Raw genomic sequence first — 15,869 nt, forward strand, 5'->3', positions numbered from 1 at the left:
AATGCCGCTCATTTCATGCTTTCGATCCGGGTCTTTTGTTTTCTCATATGGATAAGGAACAGACCCTCGGATCTCCTTTCCCTTTCAAATATTTCATAGCCCAACTTTTCATAAAGCGATATGTTCTTGTAATTCAGATGCCCAGTCGTAAGTTCGAACACCCGGACATCGAATTCGCGCTCGATTGCGGTCATCAGTCTGCGCCCGATTCCCTGATTCCTGCAGTCCGGGTGTACTATCAGTCTGCCTATGTAGCAACCTTCTCCTTTAAGACGGCCTCTCACCGAGCCTATTATCGCATCGTTTTGAACCGCCTTAAGGATCACACCACTCTCCGACTCCTCTATGAGTTCTTCCATGGTCTGCGTGAGAGGAAGTATATCGAAGAGACCATACAGTACGGCTGTCTCGTGGAAAGCAAGCTTTTGCAGGTCAAGTATCTCCCGCAGATCACTCCTGTCGGCCCTATTTATCTCCAAGCGCATCGCCGGTTCTCCATATGCTTCCGGGCGTAAAAGTCTTTTAGGCCTCCGGCTCCGTTGTTCCGTAAAAAGCCGATTTGTGCCGCAGAGGGAACCGCGATCGCCGTTGGCCGTAGCACGCTCGAAGGGGTTTACACAGTCCAGAAGTTAGAAAATTTTATTAGTAACATCGTAATCTTGGGGAACAAGCTCCTATAGTGTAGCGGCCAATCATGAAGCCCTCTCGAGGCTTCGACTCGGGTTCAAATCCCGATGGGAGCACTTATCACCCCCTCAGCCCACCGATGCGATTATTTTCGATCATGATCATTAATGATTTGTCAGCTCTCGTTTTCCTAACGTTTATCCGCCGGAAACACTGCATTTTCCGGACATAATTGAATCGAAAGCTGCCATCTATTCTGATGACGACAGTATTCGTCATCGGTCTGATCAAAAAATTGAAGGTTTGTGCATTTTCATTTCGACAGGACATCAGGCGGCAGGGTCTCGTTCATACTCCCGGTGCGGTATCCGATCAGATCCAGAGAAACATAGACAAATCCTATTGCTCTGAATTCGTCATATATCTCCTTCCTGACGGATGCGTCCTCCATTTTTGTAAATCCATCTCTATCTGTTTCAATGCGGGCAAGATTCTCATGGAAACGCACGCGTACCTGACGGAAGCCCATGTCCAGCAGGAACTGCTCCGCCCGATCGATCATGTCAAGACGCTCCGGATTTATTTCCTCCCCGTACGGAAAGCGGGAAAAAAGGCAGGCGAAGGACTGTTTATCCCAAGTGGGCAGGCCCATTTCCTTTGACAGGAGACGGATATCCGTTTTGCAAAGCCCCGCCTGGCGAAGCGGACTCTTTATGCCATGTTCAGCCGCAGCGGTCAAGCCAGGGCGGTAGTCGCCTATGTCATCCATGTTCGAACCTTCCGCCACATGAGCGGCGCCGTACTGTTCGGCGACCTCCCGGATCTTTTTGTAAAGCTCGTTCTTACAAAGATAGCAGCGATTAATGGGATTCTTGCAAAACCCATCTATGCTCAGCTCATCGCAATCGCATATTACATGCACGATTCCTTCTTTTTCACAGAACGCTTTTGTCTCCTCTTCCTCACGTTTCGGGAAAGATCGGGAACGAGCGGTCACGGCTACAGCCTTGTCTCCCAGCACTTCATGTGCAACCTTGAGAAGAAAAGTGGAGTCAACACCTCCGGAGAAGGCAACGGCAACGCTTTCGAGCTCGGACAGATATGATCTGAGGACCTCGAGCTTTTGATGCACGTTTATCGGTCATGCCCCCCTTCGCCCACATATTTCCATAATCTTCGGATCATCTCGTCGATCGGAACGCCCTGTTCGTCGGCAAGCGCCGCAACATCCTCATATTCGAATTTTGCCCTTTCGACATTGTAGCCTTTCCCCACCTTAATGCGCAATTGGCCGAAAGGCGTCGTCACAAGCCGCACTTCGCGTTCCAGCGTATATCGACTGAGCGTGTCCTTCCTCACGCCGAACGTTGTGGTATGCTGTAACAGCATGGCGGCGAACTCGTCCGCTCTTTCAACGCCGCAGATGCAGGTGAGCATTGTTCCAGGACGGTCCTTCTTCATTCCCACGGCGGTTGTGAACGCGTCGAAAGCTCCCTCCTGAATAAGTTTTCGGCAAACAAAGCCGAGCGCCTCACCGCTCATATCGTCTATGTTGCAGCGCAATTCCGCCACCGTATCATTCGCGCCGCCTGCGGCATTGCCTTCACCCAAGAAGGCACGGACGCAATTCACGACCGCAAAGTCCTTTTTTCCCATACCGTACCCGATCTTATGTATGCGCATTTCCGGCAACGGGCCGAAGTTCCCCGCGAAATGTTTCAGCAGGGCCGCCCCGGTCGGCGTGCACAGTTCCCCTTTGATCATTCCGCCGTAAGTCGGGACGCCTTGCAGAATATATGCAGTAGCGGGGGCGGGCACCGGCAGTATGCCGTGGAAGCAGCGGACAAGACCGCTTCCCACATGAACGGGGGAAACAACCACCCTGTCCGGCGAAAGCCGTTCCATCAGAAGACACACGCCCACTATGTCAGCGACGGCGTCCATGCCGCCCAACTCGTCAAAATGTATCTCTGAGACAGGCCCCTTATGAATGCGGGATTCTGCCTCTGCGATCAGACCGTACACCGCCAATGCATTATCCTTGACCCATTGCGAGACCGGCAGACCCAGAATGACGGCTTCTATATCTGCTAGACTGGAATGCCGGTGGGAATGATGATGGGAATGCTCTTCCCCGAATGTCTCATCAAAGCCGTATCCTTGGTCCTTTTCCATGTCAACATCGATGCTTACTTCTTCGCGGCCGTCCACAGTGACCGACACGGCGGTGCCGTTTACGCCATGCTTGACAGATCGGTTTGCGCTCAACTTCACACCTTTCAGTCCCAAACCGTTCATCTGTTTCAGGAACGCTTCCTTACTGTCGATCAGTTCCAGCAAAGCGGCCATGATCATATCTCCGGCCGCGCCCATATTACATTCGATGTAAAGCGTTCTCATTTTATGCCCTCCATCTGATTGATGCGGCTGGCTAAAAAGCCGGCTCCGAAGCCGTTGTCAATGTTCACTACCGATATCCCGTTCGCACAGGAATTCATCATGGCAAGGAGCGCAGACAATCCGTTGAAATTCGCACCGTACCCAATGCTTGTAGGGACTGCGATGACCGGACAGCTCACGAGTCCGCCGACGACGCTGGCCAGCGCCCCCTCCATTCCGGCTACAGCTATGATCACTCTTGCTCTGATAAGAGATTCCTGATGCGACAGCAGCCTGTGCAGACCCGCGACGCCCACATCATACAGACGTGTCACATTGTTGCCAAGTGTTTCGGCGGTCAGCGCCGCCTCCTCGCACACCGCCATGTCGCTGGTTCCGGCGCCCGCAACGATGACACTGCCCCTTTTCTGCCGCTCTTCCGGCATCGCTATTCCCAGCTGCGGGACAGGGTGATAATCGAGAGGGATCTTCTCATCGATAAGGTAGTCGGCAGTCCGCTGTTCGATCCGTGTGATCAGGACGTTGTTTGCTCCGTTGTTCCGCATATCGGAAAGTATGCCCAATATCTGTTCAGGGGTCTTTCCTTGACCGTAGATCGCTTCGCCCGCTCCCTGCCGCACCCCTCTGTGATAGTCTACTTTAGCATAACCCAGATCTGAAAACGGCAGCGTCTGCATTCTGTCCAGCGCCTCATCGGGCGTGATGGCGCCCGCTTCAACTTCCCGAAGCAGGCTGAGGATGTCCGCCTTTGAACTGACCTTATTCATTGTCCTGTCCTTTTGATCCTTTATACGCACCGCAGGCGTACGTTTGACCCATTCATTGTCAATGCCCCATATGCTCTTAATCATTTTGATTATTTCATCAACGCAGCGTAGCAGCGCCCGCTCTTTCCGGCGATATTAATTCCAATGCGGATCCAACAATGATATAAAAAGTCGTTAAAATGTTGTAAAAGGTTTGCTGTGCCATATCAGCCCAAAGGCAGTATGGTCCTTCCGTGCTGCTCGTTCAGCACCTCGCCGAATGCGGTGTACATCGCGGTACCTCCGCACATCACTCCGACGGCTCCCGCGACATATGCGATATTGGATATCTCCGTCACGTCTTTGATGGCAACGACGAAGAACAATATCGTCAGGGTAAGGAAGACAGCCTGGAGAGCACGGGTGGATTTCAGTGTACCTATGAAAAGGAACAGCGTAAGGACGCCCCAGATCGCAAAGTATGCGCCGAGGGAAGCGCTTTCCGTAGTGGCTTCCAGCGTCAGTCCGTTGTTGATCAGTACGAACGTAAGCCAGAAGAATCCGTATGAGGTGAATGCCGTGGCTCCGAAGGTGTTGCCTTTCTTGAATTCGAACATTCCCGCCGCGATCTGAGCGAGTCCGCCGTAGAATATCCCCATGGAGAGGATGGTCGAATCCAATCCGAACAGTCCCAAATTGTGCAGTGACAACAATACCGTTGTCATTCCGAATGCAAGAAGGCCGAGCCCTGCCGGGTTGGCGATCTTGTTCACGGATGATGATTCGTTATCAACCATACCCGGTGGGATTCGCTTATCATTTATAAAGCTGTACGTGGTCGTATTCGGCAAATGTCGAAAAAATAAAAAAAAAGAGGAGGAAAAATGTTTCAATGGGCGTGCGGCCCCATGAGCATCACGATGCAAACCACGATCAGCAGTCCGATCAGCAGAAGCGCCAGCGACCTGACGTCTATACTCTTCCTGTGGAACGCTTCGGGTATCATGTGCAGCATGGTGACGAACATGAACACTCCCGCGGAGAACGCAAAGGCAAGGCCTGTGATCTCGCTCCCCACCTCGCCGAGGATGAAGTAGGAAGCCGCCGCCGCGATGGGCGTAACGAGGCAGAATGCCGTCAGATACCAAAGGGACCTCTTTCTGTTCCCTGCAAGCAGAAATGTTGACGAAAGCGAGAACACCTCCACCGCCTTGTGGATGCACACGGCGGCCAGCATCATGAGTCCCAGCTCCTCTCCGATGAGGAAAGCGGCGGCAAGCGCCAAGCCGTCAAAGCACGCATGTATGGACAGACCTATGAACGCGGAAATGGATGTGACCTCATGCGAATGGTGGTCCATACATTCATCACAGCCGCATTTTGACGTCTTGTAGTGTTTGAATAAGAAGTCAACAATGAACATTATCAGGAAGCCGGCGAGGACCAGATACATAACGTGCATCTCATCGAATCCCCCCTCCTCACTTTCGTGAAGGGCTTCCGGCAGGAGTATAAGGAGCAATATTCCCAGGAAGACACCGGCACTGAATGCGATCATGAGGTGTATCTGCTTGTCCGTGGCCCTGATGGTCATCGGAAGATAGGCTCCGGCGAAAGACACGAGGAGTATCAGGGCCGTACATATGAGGAACGAGATCGTTATGTCCATGTTCAAAAGATAGATGGATTTTTATTAAAAGTTTATGATAAAGTTATTAACTTTGTACTGTTTTTCCATTCATTGTTAACAAGGTGAGGTCATGGGAATAGTCAGCATTTCACTCAATGATGAGAGCATCGAGGCGCTGGAGGATATACAGAGAAGGTTCGGGCTCAAAGGAAGAAGCGAAGCTGTGAGGGTGGCGATCAACGCCGCGAAGGCGGAAGCGAAAGTGATCGAGGGAATGGAAGGAATGATAGAAGGGGTGCTGATAATCGTCAAAAAGGATCACAGCGACCCCTGGATGAACCTCGTGCAGGCGAAGCATGAGAACGAGATCAAGACGCAGCTCCATTCCCACCTGAGAGACCACAAGTGTTTGGAGGTAATGGTCATCTCGGGCGAGGCGGAAAAGCTGTCGGCTATGCTCAAAGAGATACATTCGACTGGAAAAGCGGACTATGTCACGTTTGTAAAGAGTTAAGGTGCGACTATAACTTTTAATACCCTATAATGCTTATACTTAGCTTGGATGGGATAGCATGAGTTACAGCTCTAGCAACAATAGCGGTAGCCCGCAGAAGGGCTTTTTCAAGCGTATGCTCAGTCAGGATCAGGGCAAAGGCGCAAAGCAATCGGAAGTCAAGCAAAGACACCCAGGGTTCGTCGTATCAACCGATTCCACGGTTACGCCCGGGAGGATGTCCAAGCCGCAGGAGGTGGTGATATCTCCGGCAGTCAAACAGCTCAGCAAAGAAGGATATGTCGTGTTCAATACTCCTGAGAAGCAGGACGTATACATCACGATCCAGCCGGAATCGGCGTTCTTTGAGGATGAGGAACCCAAGATGGTAAAGATGGCCGGAGGCAGCTTCGTCGGCGCCAAGCAAGGCAGTTCTGCAGAGGTGCCCCTCAAGACCGAGCCGGAATCGGAACCTGTCAAATACGTTCAGCCGGCGGATATATTCTCCAATGCCGCCAGAAGAGACGAATATGAAGAGATAGACTTCAACGAGATAATAATCAAGAAGAACGACTCCTTTGAAGAGGAGATCGAAGAAACACCTGTGCTCTTCAAACCCTCTTTCGAAGAGGTCTATGAACCGATGTTCGAAGAGACGTTCAAGATAAGCAGGGAGCCCGAAATAGCAAAGACATCCACGGATGCGGCAAAGGTCGAGGCCCCGAAGATCTCATTCACGGGGTATAAAGAAGTGCCGGAATACACTGTCGAGGAAGCACCTTTCAGGGGCATGTTCGTCGAGACGCCGCCGGTCACTGATGTGCCAGCAGGGCTGTATGTTGACGGACACAGAGCTGTCAACAGGGCCGAGGCGGGCGCAGGAGTAAAGAAAGAGCACCCGATGTTCATAGAGGCGCCGATGGAAGCCGATGTGGCCGTAACGTCGGCGGCCACCCTGCCGATGATAGAGCAGGTCATGGTCCTGCAGGAATCGCCGCTCGAATATTTCGGGTATCTGCCCACTCTGGAAAAGACGGATGAAGCAGACGAGATAGCTGTGGAAGACACGGTCGAAACGACTGCGGAAGATACAATTGAAATTACTGTAGAGGACGTATCCGAGATAGCTGTGGAAGACACAGTTGAAGCTACTGTAGAGGATGTAGTCGAGATAACAGTGGAAGACGCAGTCGAAGCCACTGTAGAGGGCGCAGTTGAAGCCATTGTGGAAGATGCAGTCGAAGCCACTGTAGAGGACGCAGTTGAAGCCATTGTGGAAGACACAGCCGAAATAACTGTGGAAGATGCAGTTGAAGCCACTGTAGGGGATTCAGTTGAAATAGCTGTGGAAGACGCGGTCGAAATAACCGTAGAAGAGACGTCGGAAACCATCGCGGACATCCCGAAGACGGTGGATGTCGTCGATCTCGTCGCGGACATAATGAAACTCACCATCCCCGGACTGCATATGAGCGATGAAATGCTCTCGGAGCTTGCTCAGGATACGGAAGCGACGATCCCGGACGACGGCCTCGAATCATACGATTGCAAATTCGAGCCGCTGAGGATGCCGGTCAAAGAAGAGAGCGTCTCCTGCGCCGTATACTATGGAACAGAAGATAAAGGGCTGTGATCGATCCCCGTCCGTCAGCTTCATGCTCCATAAACCCATTCGCTAAACATATTACTCACTTTTTCATGAACCAGAGTTATAAATAATGAGCATTATCACCATTCCATGGATTTCGGCTCCATACTCCTGATGCTGGTAGCGCTGATCGTTCTGGCGCGCTTAGCCTCGGGCGTGTTCTCCCGTTTCGGCGTACCCGGACTGATCGGAGAGATAGTGATCGGCATAGTCATCGCCAACCTGACGATAGGGGACTGGTCGTTCCTGGGTATGCTGGACGTTGAAATGGGAGACGATCCGAGCCAGAATTATGAGATAGTCGAGCTGTTCGCTGAACTGGGAGTGATATTCCTCTTGTTCGCAGTAGGCCTGGAGACAAAGGTGAAGGACCTTCTTTCCGTGGGCAAGGCGGCGATGCTGGTGGCGGTCATGGGAGTGATAGTGCCTCTGGTAGCAGGGATCGCGCTGATACTGGTATATGACGGGAATATGCACCACGCTTTGTTCCTGGGTGCGGCGATGGTCGCGACGAGCGTAGGCATAACCGCCCGTGTGATCAAAGACATGAAGCTGATCGATACCAAAGAGGCAAAGATCATCATCGGCGCTGCGGTCATAGATGACGTGCTGGGTATGGTGGTCCTTGCCATTGTTGTGGGGATGACCGCATCCGACGGCATATCCGTATCCAACATAGCTCTGATATCCGCCGAGGCCCTGTTGTTCGTCGTAGCGATCCTGGCGGCGGCGCTGTGGGTAGTTCCCAGAATATATGGATACTTTGAGGAAAGGAATAAGAAAAAATTCGCCGAGACCGGAAGTTCTCATTCCGGCATAAACAAGCTCGTACTCGCGATAGCGGTCTGTATTGGGTTTTCGTTCTTCGCAGACATGATCGGGCTGGCGGCGATAATCGGCGCATTCCTGGGCGGGATGCTGCTTGCGGAATACGCATGGGAGTGGAAACTGGAAGAGAAGATAGAATCCATCACAACGCTGTTCATATCGTTCTTTTTCCTGAATGTGGGTATGCAGGTGGACATAGGGAGTCTGACAAGCGTGTCGGCCATTCTGCTGGCTGTCGTCGTTATACTGCTTGCGGTGGCGACGAAGTACGTCGGCTGCAACCTGGGCGCGGTATGGGGGGACAAGAGCCTTTCAAAAGGATCCAGGAACATCATCGGGTTCGGCATGGTGCCCCGGGGAGAGGTGGGGATCATCATCGCCGCGATAGGTCTTGCTTCGGGCGCTATGTCTTCGGAACTCTACGGAGTTGTGATAGTGATGGCGGTCGCCACCACAATAATCGCCCCGCCTCTGTTCGCACGGGCGTTCAGAAAGGAGTATCCGCCAGAGTACAAGCTTACTCAGGATGACCTGATTTGAGTCAGTTATGACCGATAAAAAAGGGACAAGCTCAGACCGGGAAGAACACGGGCAGAAGCAAGATCAGTACCGTAAAAGCTATGGCGGCGCCGAGGACCAGTTTGGGGTTGATCTTGATCCCTCTGTCATCTTCGGTGTCGAAGTACCTCATCAATCCCGCAGATGATGCGAATCCGCTGTCTTCTTTCTTTGCCATTGATAATGGAATCCTGAATCCATATAAAAACCTACCGTGAAGTTCCCGTACTGTATCAGATGCATCCTATCTCTTATTCAGGAGGCGTTGAAACTGTAATCGCCCGCGGGGATACGAAAAGGTCATCGGACCCCGTCCGATCTGTCAACATACGGTGACCCACGGAAGGAGCGCGTTCATCCCCCAAGCCAATGCTGCCGACCAGACCATCACTGAAAATTTCAGAAGAACCCCGGAGTAAACAGGCATTAATATGCCGTTTGGCATTATATATAGCGGATACGGAATATTTACGCGATAAGGAGGCGGTCTCGATAGCATTTGAAACAATTGTTCCCCTAAGTATTTTGACTATGGCGACAGCCCTGGCTCTTGCATTGATAGCATTAATGCTCATTGCGTTTCGTTATTCAAGTAAATATGTAACATGTAGAAAAGAGGCATTCTCTGCCATGAAAAAAGCAAGGGTCATAATCTATGCTATCCCTCTATTTCTTTCTGTTCTTTTCGTAATAATCTTCTATCGGGACATGGTGGATTATGGTTTGGCGATGACAAACATGCATGCAATATTTGTTGGAGCCTTTGCAGGAATTTTGTTGTTTGATGTATTCGAATCAAAGGAGATCAAATCCAGATCAGAGAACCGCATGGCAACGGAGTCGGACGGGAATACTCCCTTATAAAAACACGATATCGTCGGACAAATGACCGAAAGTCTCTTTTATGGATGGCATATTACAACGCCTGGTCATAATGCACTGGGCAGACGTAATCGCAAAAGAGATCGCCGATTCATTCGAGAAACCGCTGATAGCCAACGGCATCAGCCCTTCAGGCACGATCCATGTGGGGAGCCTGAGGGAGGCCATAACCGGAGAATCGATAAGAAGCGCGGTCGAGGGATTGGATAAGGAAGTACGCCTGATATATCTGATAGATTCCGTTGATCAGCTGAAAAAGCGCGCCGACTTCCTGCCCAAATGGTATGATGAGCACGTGGGGAAACCCATATGCAACATACCGTGTCCCTGCGGCAAACACAATAATTACGCACACCACTTCGTACAGCCATTCCTGGATGCCATAGAGCAGCTGGAAGTGAACTGCGAAGTCATATGGACCCACGAGCTTTATGAGAAAGGAGCATTTGCCGAGGCCATAGATACCTGTTTCAAGAAGAGAGAGGAAATAATCAAGATACTCCATGAGGTTTCGGGGAAAGAAGCGAAGGGAGATTATGCGCCGTACGCTCCGATATGTAAAGAGTGCGGAAGATTCGCCAATCCGATATTTGATTCATACTCGTATCCGACCATAGAGTACACCTGCACATGCGGATGCCGCGGCACAGCAGATATAAGGAAAGGGGACGGGAAACTGACCTGGAGGCTGGAATGGCCCGCAAAGTGGAAGATATTCGGAACCTCGGCCGAACCGTTCGGCAAGGACCATGCGGCAGCCGGAGGGTCATACGATACCGGCAAGAGGATCGTGGAGGAGATATACGGCGGCAAAGCACCGTACCCCATCAACTATGAGTTCGTTCAGCTTAAAGGCGTGGGCCAGATGCATAAGTCCACGGGATCCTCCGTATCCGGACTGGATGCGATCAACATGACGCCGCCGGAGGTCCTGAACTATCTGTTCCTGAGGGTCAATCCCAACAAAGCCATAGATTACGATTCAGGGCTGGGGGTTCTGGACATGGCCGACGAACACGACAGGATGGAAAGGCTGTTCTTCGCCGGCGGGTACACAGAAGCGGAAGAGAACTCCGTCCGCGCGTATGAGATAGCGCAGCATAACCACGTCCCGAAAGAGCTGCCTCTGCAGATCCCGTACAGGCACCTTGTCAACGTGGCGCAGATGGCGGACGATTTCGAAGGGGTCCTGGAAGTATTGGGCAGGACCATAGATATGTCTGGCGCAAGCGATGAGGACATGAAGCGGCTCAGGAGAAGAGTGGGCTGCGTGAGATTCTGGCTCAACGGATTCGCACCCGACCAGGTGAAGTTCTCGGTGTATCCGACGATCCCCCAGGGAGCGGAACTCACGATGGGCGACAAGGCGTTCTTCCAGAAGCTGGTGGAAAGAATGAACGACGCCAACTGGGAGGCAGAGGCGATAAGCCAAATAATATCGGACACCGGAAAGGAGTCCCCCATCGGGCTGAAGACCGGATTCAAAGTGATCTATCGGGTGCTCATCGGAAAGGAGGCCGGTCCGAGGCTGGGCCCGTTCCTTGCCAGCATGGACAAGCAGTTCGTGATAAACAGGTTCATCCAAGCTTCCAGACACGGCTCATAAGATGCCCATATCTCCGAGTTTCTCCGGAAGATAGTTGTCCGTAACGAAGTCGAGGCCGTATTTGGCCAACGCCTGCTGTTCGGACTTCTTCTTCATATCCTGCATGGCCTGTATCTCATTGACCCAGAACTCATCTTTGAACCTCGGGTCGGAAAGTTCCGCCGCCAGGGCTCCGAGGTCCTTGTCAGAGAGCTTATCTGTTGGTAGGTCATAATTCAGGATGTCTGATGCGGTTATCCCGATGAACTGCGCTGTGGGAGTCGCCAGATACTCCGAGATGTGAGCGGTCTTAATCGCTCCGTAGGCCACAGAAGCGAATATCCTGAATGACCAGGGGTCGCCGTCGGTGAACACGGTCACCGGCAGTCCCTGCTCTTCGTTCAGCCTCTTGATCAGGCGCCTGGTGCTTCTTGCGGGCTGTCCGCTCAGGTGCACGAGGATGGCGCCGTACCTCTCCGGGAACCCGTTCTCGATGAGTCTTGCGAACATACCGCCGGTCTCGATAGCCATGACGAATTTCGCATCGGTGCCGACGATCTCGAAGTTCTCTTTTTCCACATTGTAAGGTACCGCGAATCCGGTCTCAGCAACATCGTCCATGCAGTTGAACCTCTTCATTCCTTTTTTCGTAAGGGTGCTTACGTTCAGGTTCCCGTAGACATGGGCGCCGCTCTCTTCCGGCCTTAATTTAAAATCCTCTCTCATACATTTCGAGATGATCTCAAGGTCTTCCGCCAAAAGGTTGCTTTCATCCTGGCTGTTGAACTTTGCGTGCTCCCATCCCTCGGAAATGTAATACATCTCCCTTAGAGTGGATGACTTGTTGTCGCGTATCATCTCGTTGATGAAGTCCGCCGTGTAGATGGTCCTCAGCATCATCTGAGCTCCCTGCACCGTTTTCGAGGTACGGGTGGTCCGAAGGTCCCCGTATGTCCAAACGTTGTGCTGGGTATTGAACTCTATATTCTTCTTTGACCTGAGGGGGAGCTCCATGACCGGCACATCCCCGGCGTCGAGCTGATCGTAGATGTTCCCGACTATGGATGTGAGGTTGCTCATCGCCGTCTTCTGTCTTTCATTCGTCGCCAAGGTCTTCCGCCTCCTCTGTGTCCTCTTCCTCATCGACGGGGACGTCGTCGCTTTCCGTTATTTCCAGTCCTTTGATCCCCCAGTCCCCCGGAAGCGCTTCGGCCCCCATGACCAGGACCGGGTTTATGCCCGAGATGTAGATATCTTCGGCGTCGAAGGTATCCGCCAGCTCGCCTTTCAGTTCGAACGGGATCTTGAGCGATGCGGACGGCTGAAGCCCTCTGATCTCCCATGTAGATTTGCCCTCGTCGTTCATCTCTATGAAATGCGGATTGCTGAAAAGGGTCAGATTGACGCATTCCTTGGGAAGCTGCGCATGAAGTCTGACCGTGCGCTCGTTCGTTGTGTAGTTGTATATCGTATAGGTAACGTTGAGAGCATTCTTGCCCTCCTTCTTCGTGCCGGATTCCACCCACACCACGTTCATGATCTTGCTGATCGTTCTGCTGAGGTCGGGCATAGGTCTTCCCAGCATTGACGATGCCTTCTTCGCCATTGCGGGGATCAGTTCCTGGACGATCTCGAACTTCGCGCTGGTCTTTGACTTCCTTTCCATCTTGTTCAGATGGCTCTTAAGGTTCCTGGCGCATAGCCTGAGCGCCTGCTCAATTTCATTCTGAAGTTCGGCGAAGGACGCCACAGCTTCCTTGCCTTCTGATGTGAAAGGCACCTTTGTGGACGCGACATGGACGAGTATTATCGCCGGGCCGAAGGGGATGCCCCTTCCGCCCCTCTGCTCTAGTCCGTACCTTCTCCAGTCCACTTCCGATAGGGCCTTGGTGATCGTGCATGCCCCCTGCTGGTACAGCAGCGGGACGCGGTTCGCGAACCTGAGTATCGTCACCTGCTCGTCCGAGGGTATCTCACCGCCGTAGACGATCCCAGCCTCCACGACGAAGGGATTCCCGTTCACCGATTTCGGAGGACGCGTGACCGGCGTGGCATAATAATCCGGCCTCAATCCATCCAGAACGTGCATCAGCCCCTTCTTTATCAGGGCGTCCCCGATAGGGGAAAGACAGTCAGTGGGCGGAGCCATTATCTTCACTTGAGCGATCGCGTTAATGATCGATTTGCAGTGGTCTCTGGTAAGGGACAGCGGTTTCGCAGAGGGGTCGATCCCCGCTTTGGTAAGGATCTCCTCCGATATCCTGTCCGTTATCCTGGAAAAGTCGTTCTTCAGGAATGCGTTGACCGTTTTCTGCTGAGTGTTCTGAGCATATTTCATCAGATCGCCGATCTCCATTCCCTCCGGGTGGGGCTTGATCTCCTTTGACTTGGGAGGCATCTGTTCTGTCGCTCTCTCAAAAACGTACCTCTTCCCTTCCGGATCATGGAATTCCACTCTTGCGTGGGGGTTGACGATCGCGGTGTTCCGCAGGTATTCGAATATCGACTGTTTGCCGGTGATGTATCTTCCTTTTGTGGTGTATTCGACCCTGGTTCCGTGCTCCTTTCCTTCCCAGGTGAATGCGGTGTCGTTGGTGACAATGGGGCGGTTGGTCTTCGTATCTATGGTGATATCCATTTTCCATGCCACTTCATCCGCGCCCTCTATTTTGGACTCGATATGCGCCGGTTTGCCGGTAGAGATGTTCCCGTACATGACGGTGGCGGAGATCCCGATCCCCTGCTGCCCCCTCGACTGTCTGAGGGCGTGGAATCTTGAGCCGTAGAGGAGCCGTCCGAAAACGTTGGGCATCATCTTGTGTATGATCCCCGGACCGTTATCCTCCACGGTTATCCGGTATTCTTCCTCTTCCGGGAGACGTTCCACCCGTACGAATATATCGGGCAGGAACCCGGCCTCTTCACAGGCGTCCAGAGCGTTATCCACGGCCTCCTTGATCCCCATCAGAAGGGACTTTGATCTGGAATCGAACCCCAGGATATGTTTGTTCTTTTCGAAGAACTCCGTGACCGATATCTCTTGCTGCTTAGCCGCCATCTTATGGGCGTTCGTGTTCCCGCTGGCGTAATCATCAATATTTTCCGAGTGCATCCAAGACTGTATCTTCTGGAAAGTTATTTAGTTTGTTGTCGAACGGCAGCGCTGAACAATTATTCTTTCTTCAAACCCGCGTTAAAATATTCTAACTTTCCCCGCCGGTTGCCAGGAGCAGAAGAAATGATGGTAAGAGGTTTATTTTCTGCCGAACTTCGCGCCGCACTTTACGCAGAACGTAGCGGTCGCCGGTGAGACCGCCCCGCATTCCGGACACGCGAATGTTTCTCCGGTTATCTCCACGGTTCCGTCCGAATGCACGACTTCGAATTCATCTTCTTCGAACACCGCCCCGCATTTGGGGCATGTCTTAGCATCCATCGGAACTTCCGCGCCGCAGTCGCTGCATTCAAAGAAGTCTTTCTTCTTAGGTTTCATCTCGTCCGGGCGGTCGATATATGCGCCGCACTTCCTGCAGTTCACTTCTCCCGGAAGGACCATGGCGCCGCATTCATCGCATCTTCCGTATCCTTGGGGGTAGAGCCTTCCTTCTTTCTCCATCCTCTCTCTGGTCTTTTCCACCCTCACTCTCATGAAGTTCGAGAAGACCATTATCAGGAAGAAGACGATCGTTATGTAGAGCGTTCCGACGAAGCAGCCTAACAGGCACAACGGAGTCAGATCTCCGTCATATGCTCCGGTCAGGAAACGCGCCGATGTAGCGGAATTTTCGACGGTAGATTCTTCACCGGAGGCGTCGGTCTCCACCACCATAAGATACCCTAAGTAGAGTCTGTCGCTGTCCAACGATACGCTGCCGCTAACCAAACTGCCGGCCACGTCCATGTGGGCGCTCGCCATGGAATCGCCGTCTAAGGTGGCGGCGATATCCACTGCCATTCCGAGCCCGATGCTTGTTACCGCTATGTATTTGAAGAAGACCTCGCCGGTACCTATGTCCTTAAGGAGGACGGCCTCTATCTCGACCCCGCCCGCTGTATAAGTATATTCCACATCGATGAAATATTCGTTATCCGGAGGGTCCCCCTGATTTGCATCCACAAGGCCGGGCGCCGTGACGAACCCGCCTATCAGGACCGCTGCCGCCGTGAACAAGACCCCGACCAGCGTCATAAGCTTGATATTCTCCACCCCGAACGTGCGGGGCAGCATGTACAGTATGACTGCGATCAGCAGCATCCCGAAGCACATGCATGAGTATCCGAACCCGACCAGCGTCAGAGCGAGAGCGAAAACGAACGCTGCGATCAGCCCCAGTATCTGTCTGAGCGTTAAGGTGCCGAACCATTTCAGATTCATGGTCTTTGTACCTGCGGCATTGTTCATGCAGAGGCCCAAACAATGAACTGATTAAAAACTATCGGGCGTAAAGGCCGTTCTGCAGCGGATAATTCAA

General features: G+C 52.4%; 15 protein-coding genes and 1 tRNA gene. 6 read left to right on the forward strand and 10 right to left on the reverse strand.

Features of this window, described 5'->3' with window-relative positions; translation table 11 throughout:
• Positions 1 to 8: 8 nt before the first annotated feature.
• A complete protein-coding gene (locus FWG96_06470) occupies positions 9 to 485 on the reverse strand; it encodes a GNAT family N-acetyltransferase (protein ID MCL2032891.1) in 477 nt (158 codons plus the stop codon).
• A 185-nt stretch (positions 486 to 670) separates the two neighbouring features.
• On the opposite strand from FWG96_06470, the gene FWG96_06475 reads away from it, so the two are divergent.
• A tRNA-Glu gene (locus FWG96_06475) sits at positions 671 to 743 on the forward strand.
• 197 nt (positions 744 to 940) lie between these two features.
• On the opposite strand, the gene larE is transcribed toward FWG96_06475, so the two are convergent.
• The 5 genes from larE to FWG96_06500 form a co-directional block, all read right to left on the reverse strand.
• Positions 941 to 1,759, reverse strand: coding sequence for an ATP-dependent sacrificial sulfur transferase LarE (gene larE / locus FWG96_06480; protein MCL2032892.1), 819 nt, complete (start codon positions 1,757 to 1,759; stop codon positions 941 to 943).
• Positions 1,760 to 1,761: 2 nt separating this feature from the next.
• Positions 1,762 to 3,027, reverse strand: a complete 1,266-nt coding sequence (gene larC, locus FWG96_06485) for a nickel pincer cofactor biosynthesis protein LarC (protein MCL2032893.1) — start codon at positions 3,025 to 3,027, stop codon at positions 1,762 to 1,764.
• Positions 3,024 to 3,878, reverse strand: coding sequence for a nickel pincer cofactor biosynthesis protein LarB (gene larB / locus FWG96_06490; GenBank protein MCL2032894.1), 855 nt, complete (start codon positions 3,876 to 3,878; stop codon positions 3,024 to 3,026). The genes larC and larB overlap by 4 nt, the downstream gene beginning before the upstream one ends.
• Before the next feature lie 122 nt (positions 3,879 to 4,000).
• Positions 4,001 to 4,570, reverse strand: coding sequence for an acetate uptake transporter (locus FWG96_06495; GenBank protein MCL2032895.1), 570 nt, complete (start codon positions 4,568 to 4,570; stop codon positions 4,001 to 4,003).
• A gap of 92 nt (positions 4,571 to 4,662) precedes the next feature.
• Entirely contained in the window at positions 4,663 to 5,442 is a 780-nt protein-coding gene (locus tag FWG96_06500) for a ZIP family metal transporter (protein ID MCL2032896.1), read from the reverse strand.
• Between the two features lie 91 nt (positions 5,443 to 5,533).
• On the opposite strand from FWG96_06500, the gene FWG96_06505 reads away from it, so the two are divergent.
• The 3 genes from FWG96_06505 (at position 5,534) to FWG96_06515 (ending at position 8,912) form a co-directional block, all read left to right on the forward strand.
• Positions 5,534 to 5,917 carry a ribbon-helix-helix protein, CopG family gene (locus FWG96_06505; GenBank protein ID MCL2032897.1) on the forward strand — a complete coding sequence of 128 codons (384 nt, stop codon included), beginning with the start codon at positions 5,534 to 5,536 and terminating at the stop codon, positions 5,915 to 5,917.
• Between the two features lie 58 nt (positions 5,918 to 5,975).
• Positions 5,976 to 7,529, forward strand: coding sequence for a hypothetical protein (locus tag FWG96_06510; protein ID MCL2032898.1), 1,554 nt, complete (start codon positions 5,976 to 5,978; stop codon positions 7,527 to 7,529).
• A 105-nt stretch (positions 7,530 to 7,634) separates the two neighbouring features.
• The gene (locus FWG96_06515) at positions 7,635 to 8,912 is read left to right on the forward strand and encodes a cation:proton antiporter (protein MCL2032899.1); all 1,278 of its coding nucleotides are present in this window, start codon (positions 7,635 to 7,637) and stop codon (positions 8,910 to 8,912) included.
• Positions 8,913 to 8,943: 31 nt separating this feature from the next.
• Here the strand turns inward: FWG96_06515 and FWG96_06520 are convergent, their stop codons facing one another.
• Entirely contained in the window at positions 8,944 to 9,108 is a 165-nt protein-coding gene (locus FWG96_06520; GenBank protein ID MCL2032900.1) for a preprotein translocase subunit Sec61beta, read from the reverse strand.
• 191 nt (positions 9,109 to 9,299) lie between these two features.
• Between FWG96_06520 and FWG96_06525 the strand changes: the two genes are divergently transcribed.
• Together FWG96_06525 and lysS are read left to right on the forward strand one after the other, a co-directional pair.
• Positions 9,300 to 9,794 (forward strand): hypothetical protein, encoded by a 495-nt coding sequence (locus FWG96_06525; protein ID MCL2032901.1) that lies wholly within the window; start codon positions 9,300 to 9,302, stop codon positions 9,792 to 9,794.
• Between the two features lie 40 nt (positions 9,795 to 9,834).
• A complete protein-coding gene (lysS, locus tag FWG96_06530) occupies positions 9,835 to 11,418 on the forward strand; it encodes a lysine--tRNA ligase (protein ID MCL2032902.1) in 1,584 nt (527 codons plus the stop codon).
• Here the strand turns inward: lysS and FWG96_06535 are convergent.
• The 3 genes from FWG96_06535 to FWG96_06545 all read right to left on the reverse strand — a co-directional run bounded on the left by FWG96_06535 (position 11,413) and on the right by FWG96_06545 (position 15,799).
• Complete coding sequence (locus FWG96_06535; GenBank protein MCL2032903.1) at positions 11,413 to 12,507, reverse strand: DNA topoisomerase IV subunit A; 1,095 nt, start codon at positions 12,505 to 12,507, stop codon at positions 11,413 to 11,415. The genes lysS and FWG96_06535 overlap by 6 nt on opposite strands.
• Positions 12,494 to 14,509 carry a DNA topoisomerase VI subunit B gene (locus FWG96_06540; GenBank protein MCL2032904.1) on the reverse strand — a complete coding sequence of 672 codons (2,016 nt, stop codon included), beginning with the start codon at positions 14,507 to 14,509 and terminating at the stop codon, positions 12,494 to 12,496. Before FWG96_06540 ends, FWG96_06535 begins: the two co-directional genes overlap by 14 nt.
• A gap of 141 nt (positions 14,510 to 14,650) precedes the next feature.
• Positions 14,651 to 15,799, reverse strand: coding sequence for a zinc-ribbon domain-containing protein (locus tag FWG96_06545; protein MCL2032905.1), 1,149 nt, complete (start codon positions 15,797 to 15,799; stop codon positions 14,651 to 14,653).
• Between the last annotated feature and the right edge of the window lie 70 nt (positions 15,800 to 15,869).

Origin of the sequence: Candidatus Methanoplasma cognatum, from assembly GCA_009777615.1 — an archaeon.
GTDB classification, from domain to species: Archaea; Thermoplasmatota; Thermoplasmata; order Methanomassiliicoccales; family Methanomethylophilaceae; genus Methanoplasma; species Methanoplasma cognatum.

Coding starts and splice junctions, on each gene's coding strand:
- larC (MCL2032893.1), bottom strand. CDS start 3,027: ATGAGAACGCTTTACATCGAATGTAATATGGGCGCGGCCGGAGATATG.
- lysS (MCL2032902.1), top strand. CDS start 9,835: ATGGATGGCATATTACAACGCCTGGTCATAATGCACTGGGCAGACGTA.
- FWG96_06520 (MCL2032900.1), bottom strand. CDS start 9,108: ATGGCAAAGAAAGAAGACAGCGGATTCGCATCATCTGCGGGATTGATG.
- FWG96_06470 (MCL2032891.1), bottom strand. CDS start 485: ATGCGCTTGGAGATAAATAGGGCCGACAGGAGTGATCTGCGGGAGATA.
- FWG96_06505 (MCL2032897.1), top strand. CDS start 5,534: ATGGGAATAGTCAGCATTTCACTCAATGATGAGAGCATCGAGGCGCTG.
- FWG96_06525 (MCL2032901.1), top strand. CDS start 9,300: ATGCTGCCGACCAGACCATCACTGAAAATTTCAGAAGAACCCCGGAGT.
- FWG96_06500 (MCL2032896.1), bottom strand. CDS start 5,442: ATGGACATAACGATCTCGTTCCTCATATGTACGGCCCTGATACTCCTC.
- FWG96_06495 (MCL2032895.1), bottom strand. CDS start 4,570: ATGGTTGATAACGAATCATCATCCGTGAACAAGATCGCCAACCCGGCA.
- FWG96_06545 (MCL2032905.1), bottom strand. CDS start 15,799: ATGAACAATGCCGCAGGTACAAAGACCATGAATCTGAAATGGTTCGGC.
- FWG96_06510 (MCL2032898.1), top strand. CDS start 5,976: ATGAGTTACAGCTCTAGCAACAATAGCGGTAGCCCGCAGAAGGGCTTT.
- FWG96_06515 (MCL2032899.1), top strand. CDS start 7,635: ATGGATTTCGGCTCCATACTCCTGATGCTGGTAGCGCTGATCGTTCTG.
- larB (MCL2032894.1), bottom strand. CDS start 3,878: ATGATTAAGAGCATATGGGGCATTGACAATGAATGGGTCAAACGTACG.
- FWG96_06540 (MCL2032904.1), bottom strand. CDS start 14,509: ATGCACTCGGAAAATATTGATGATTACGCCAGCGGGAACACGAACGCC.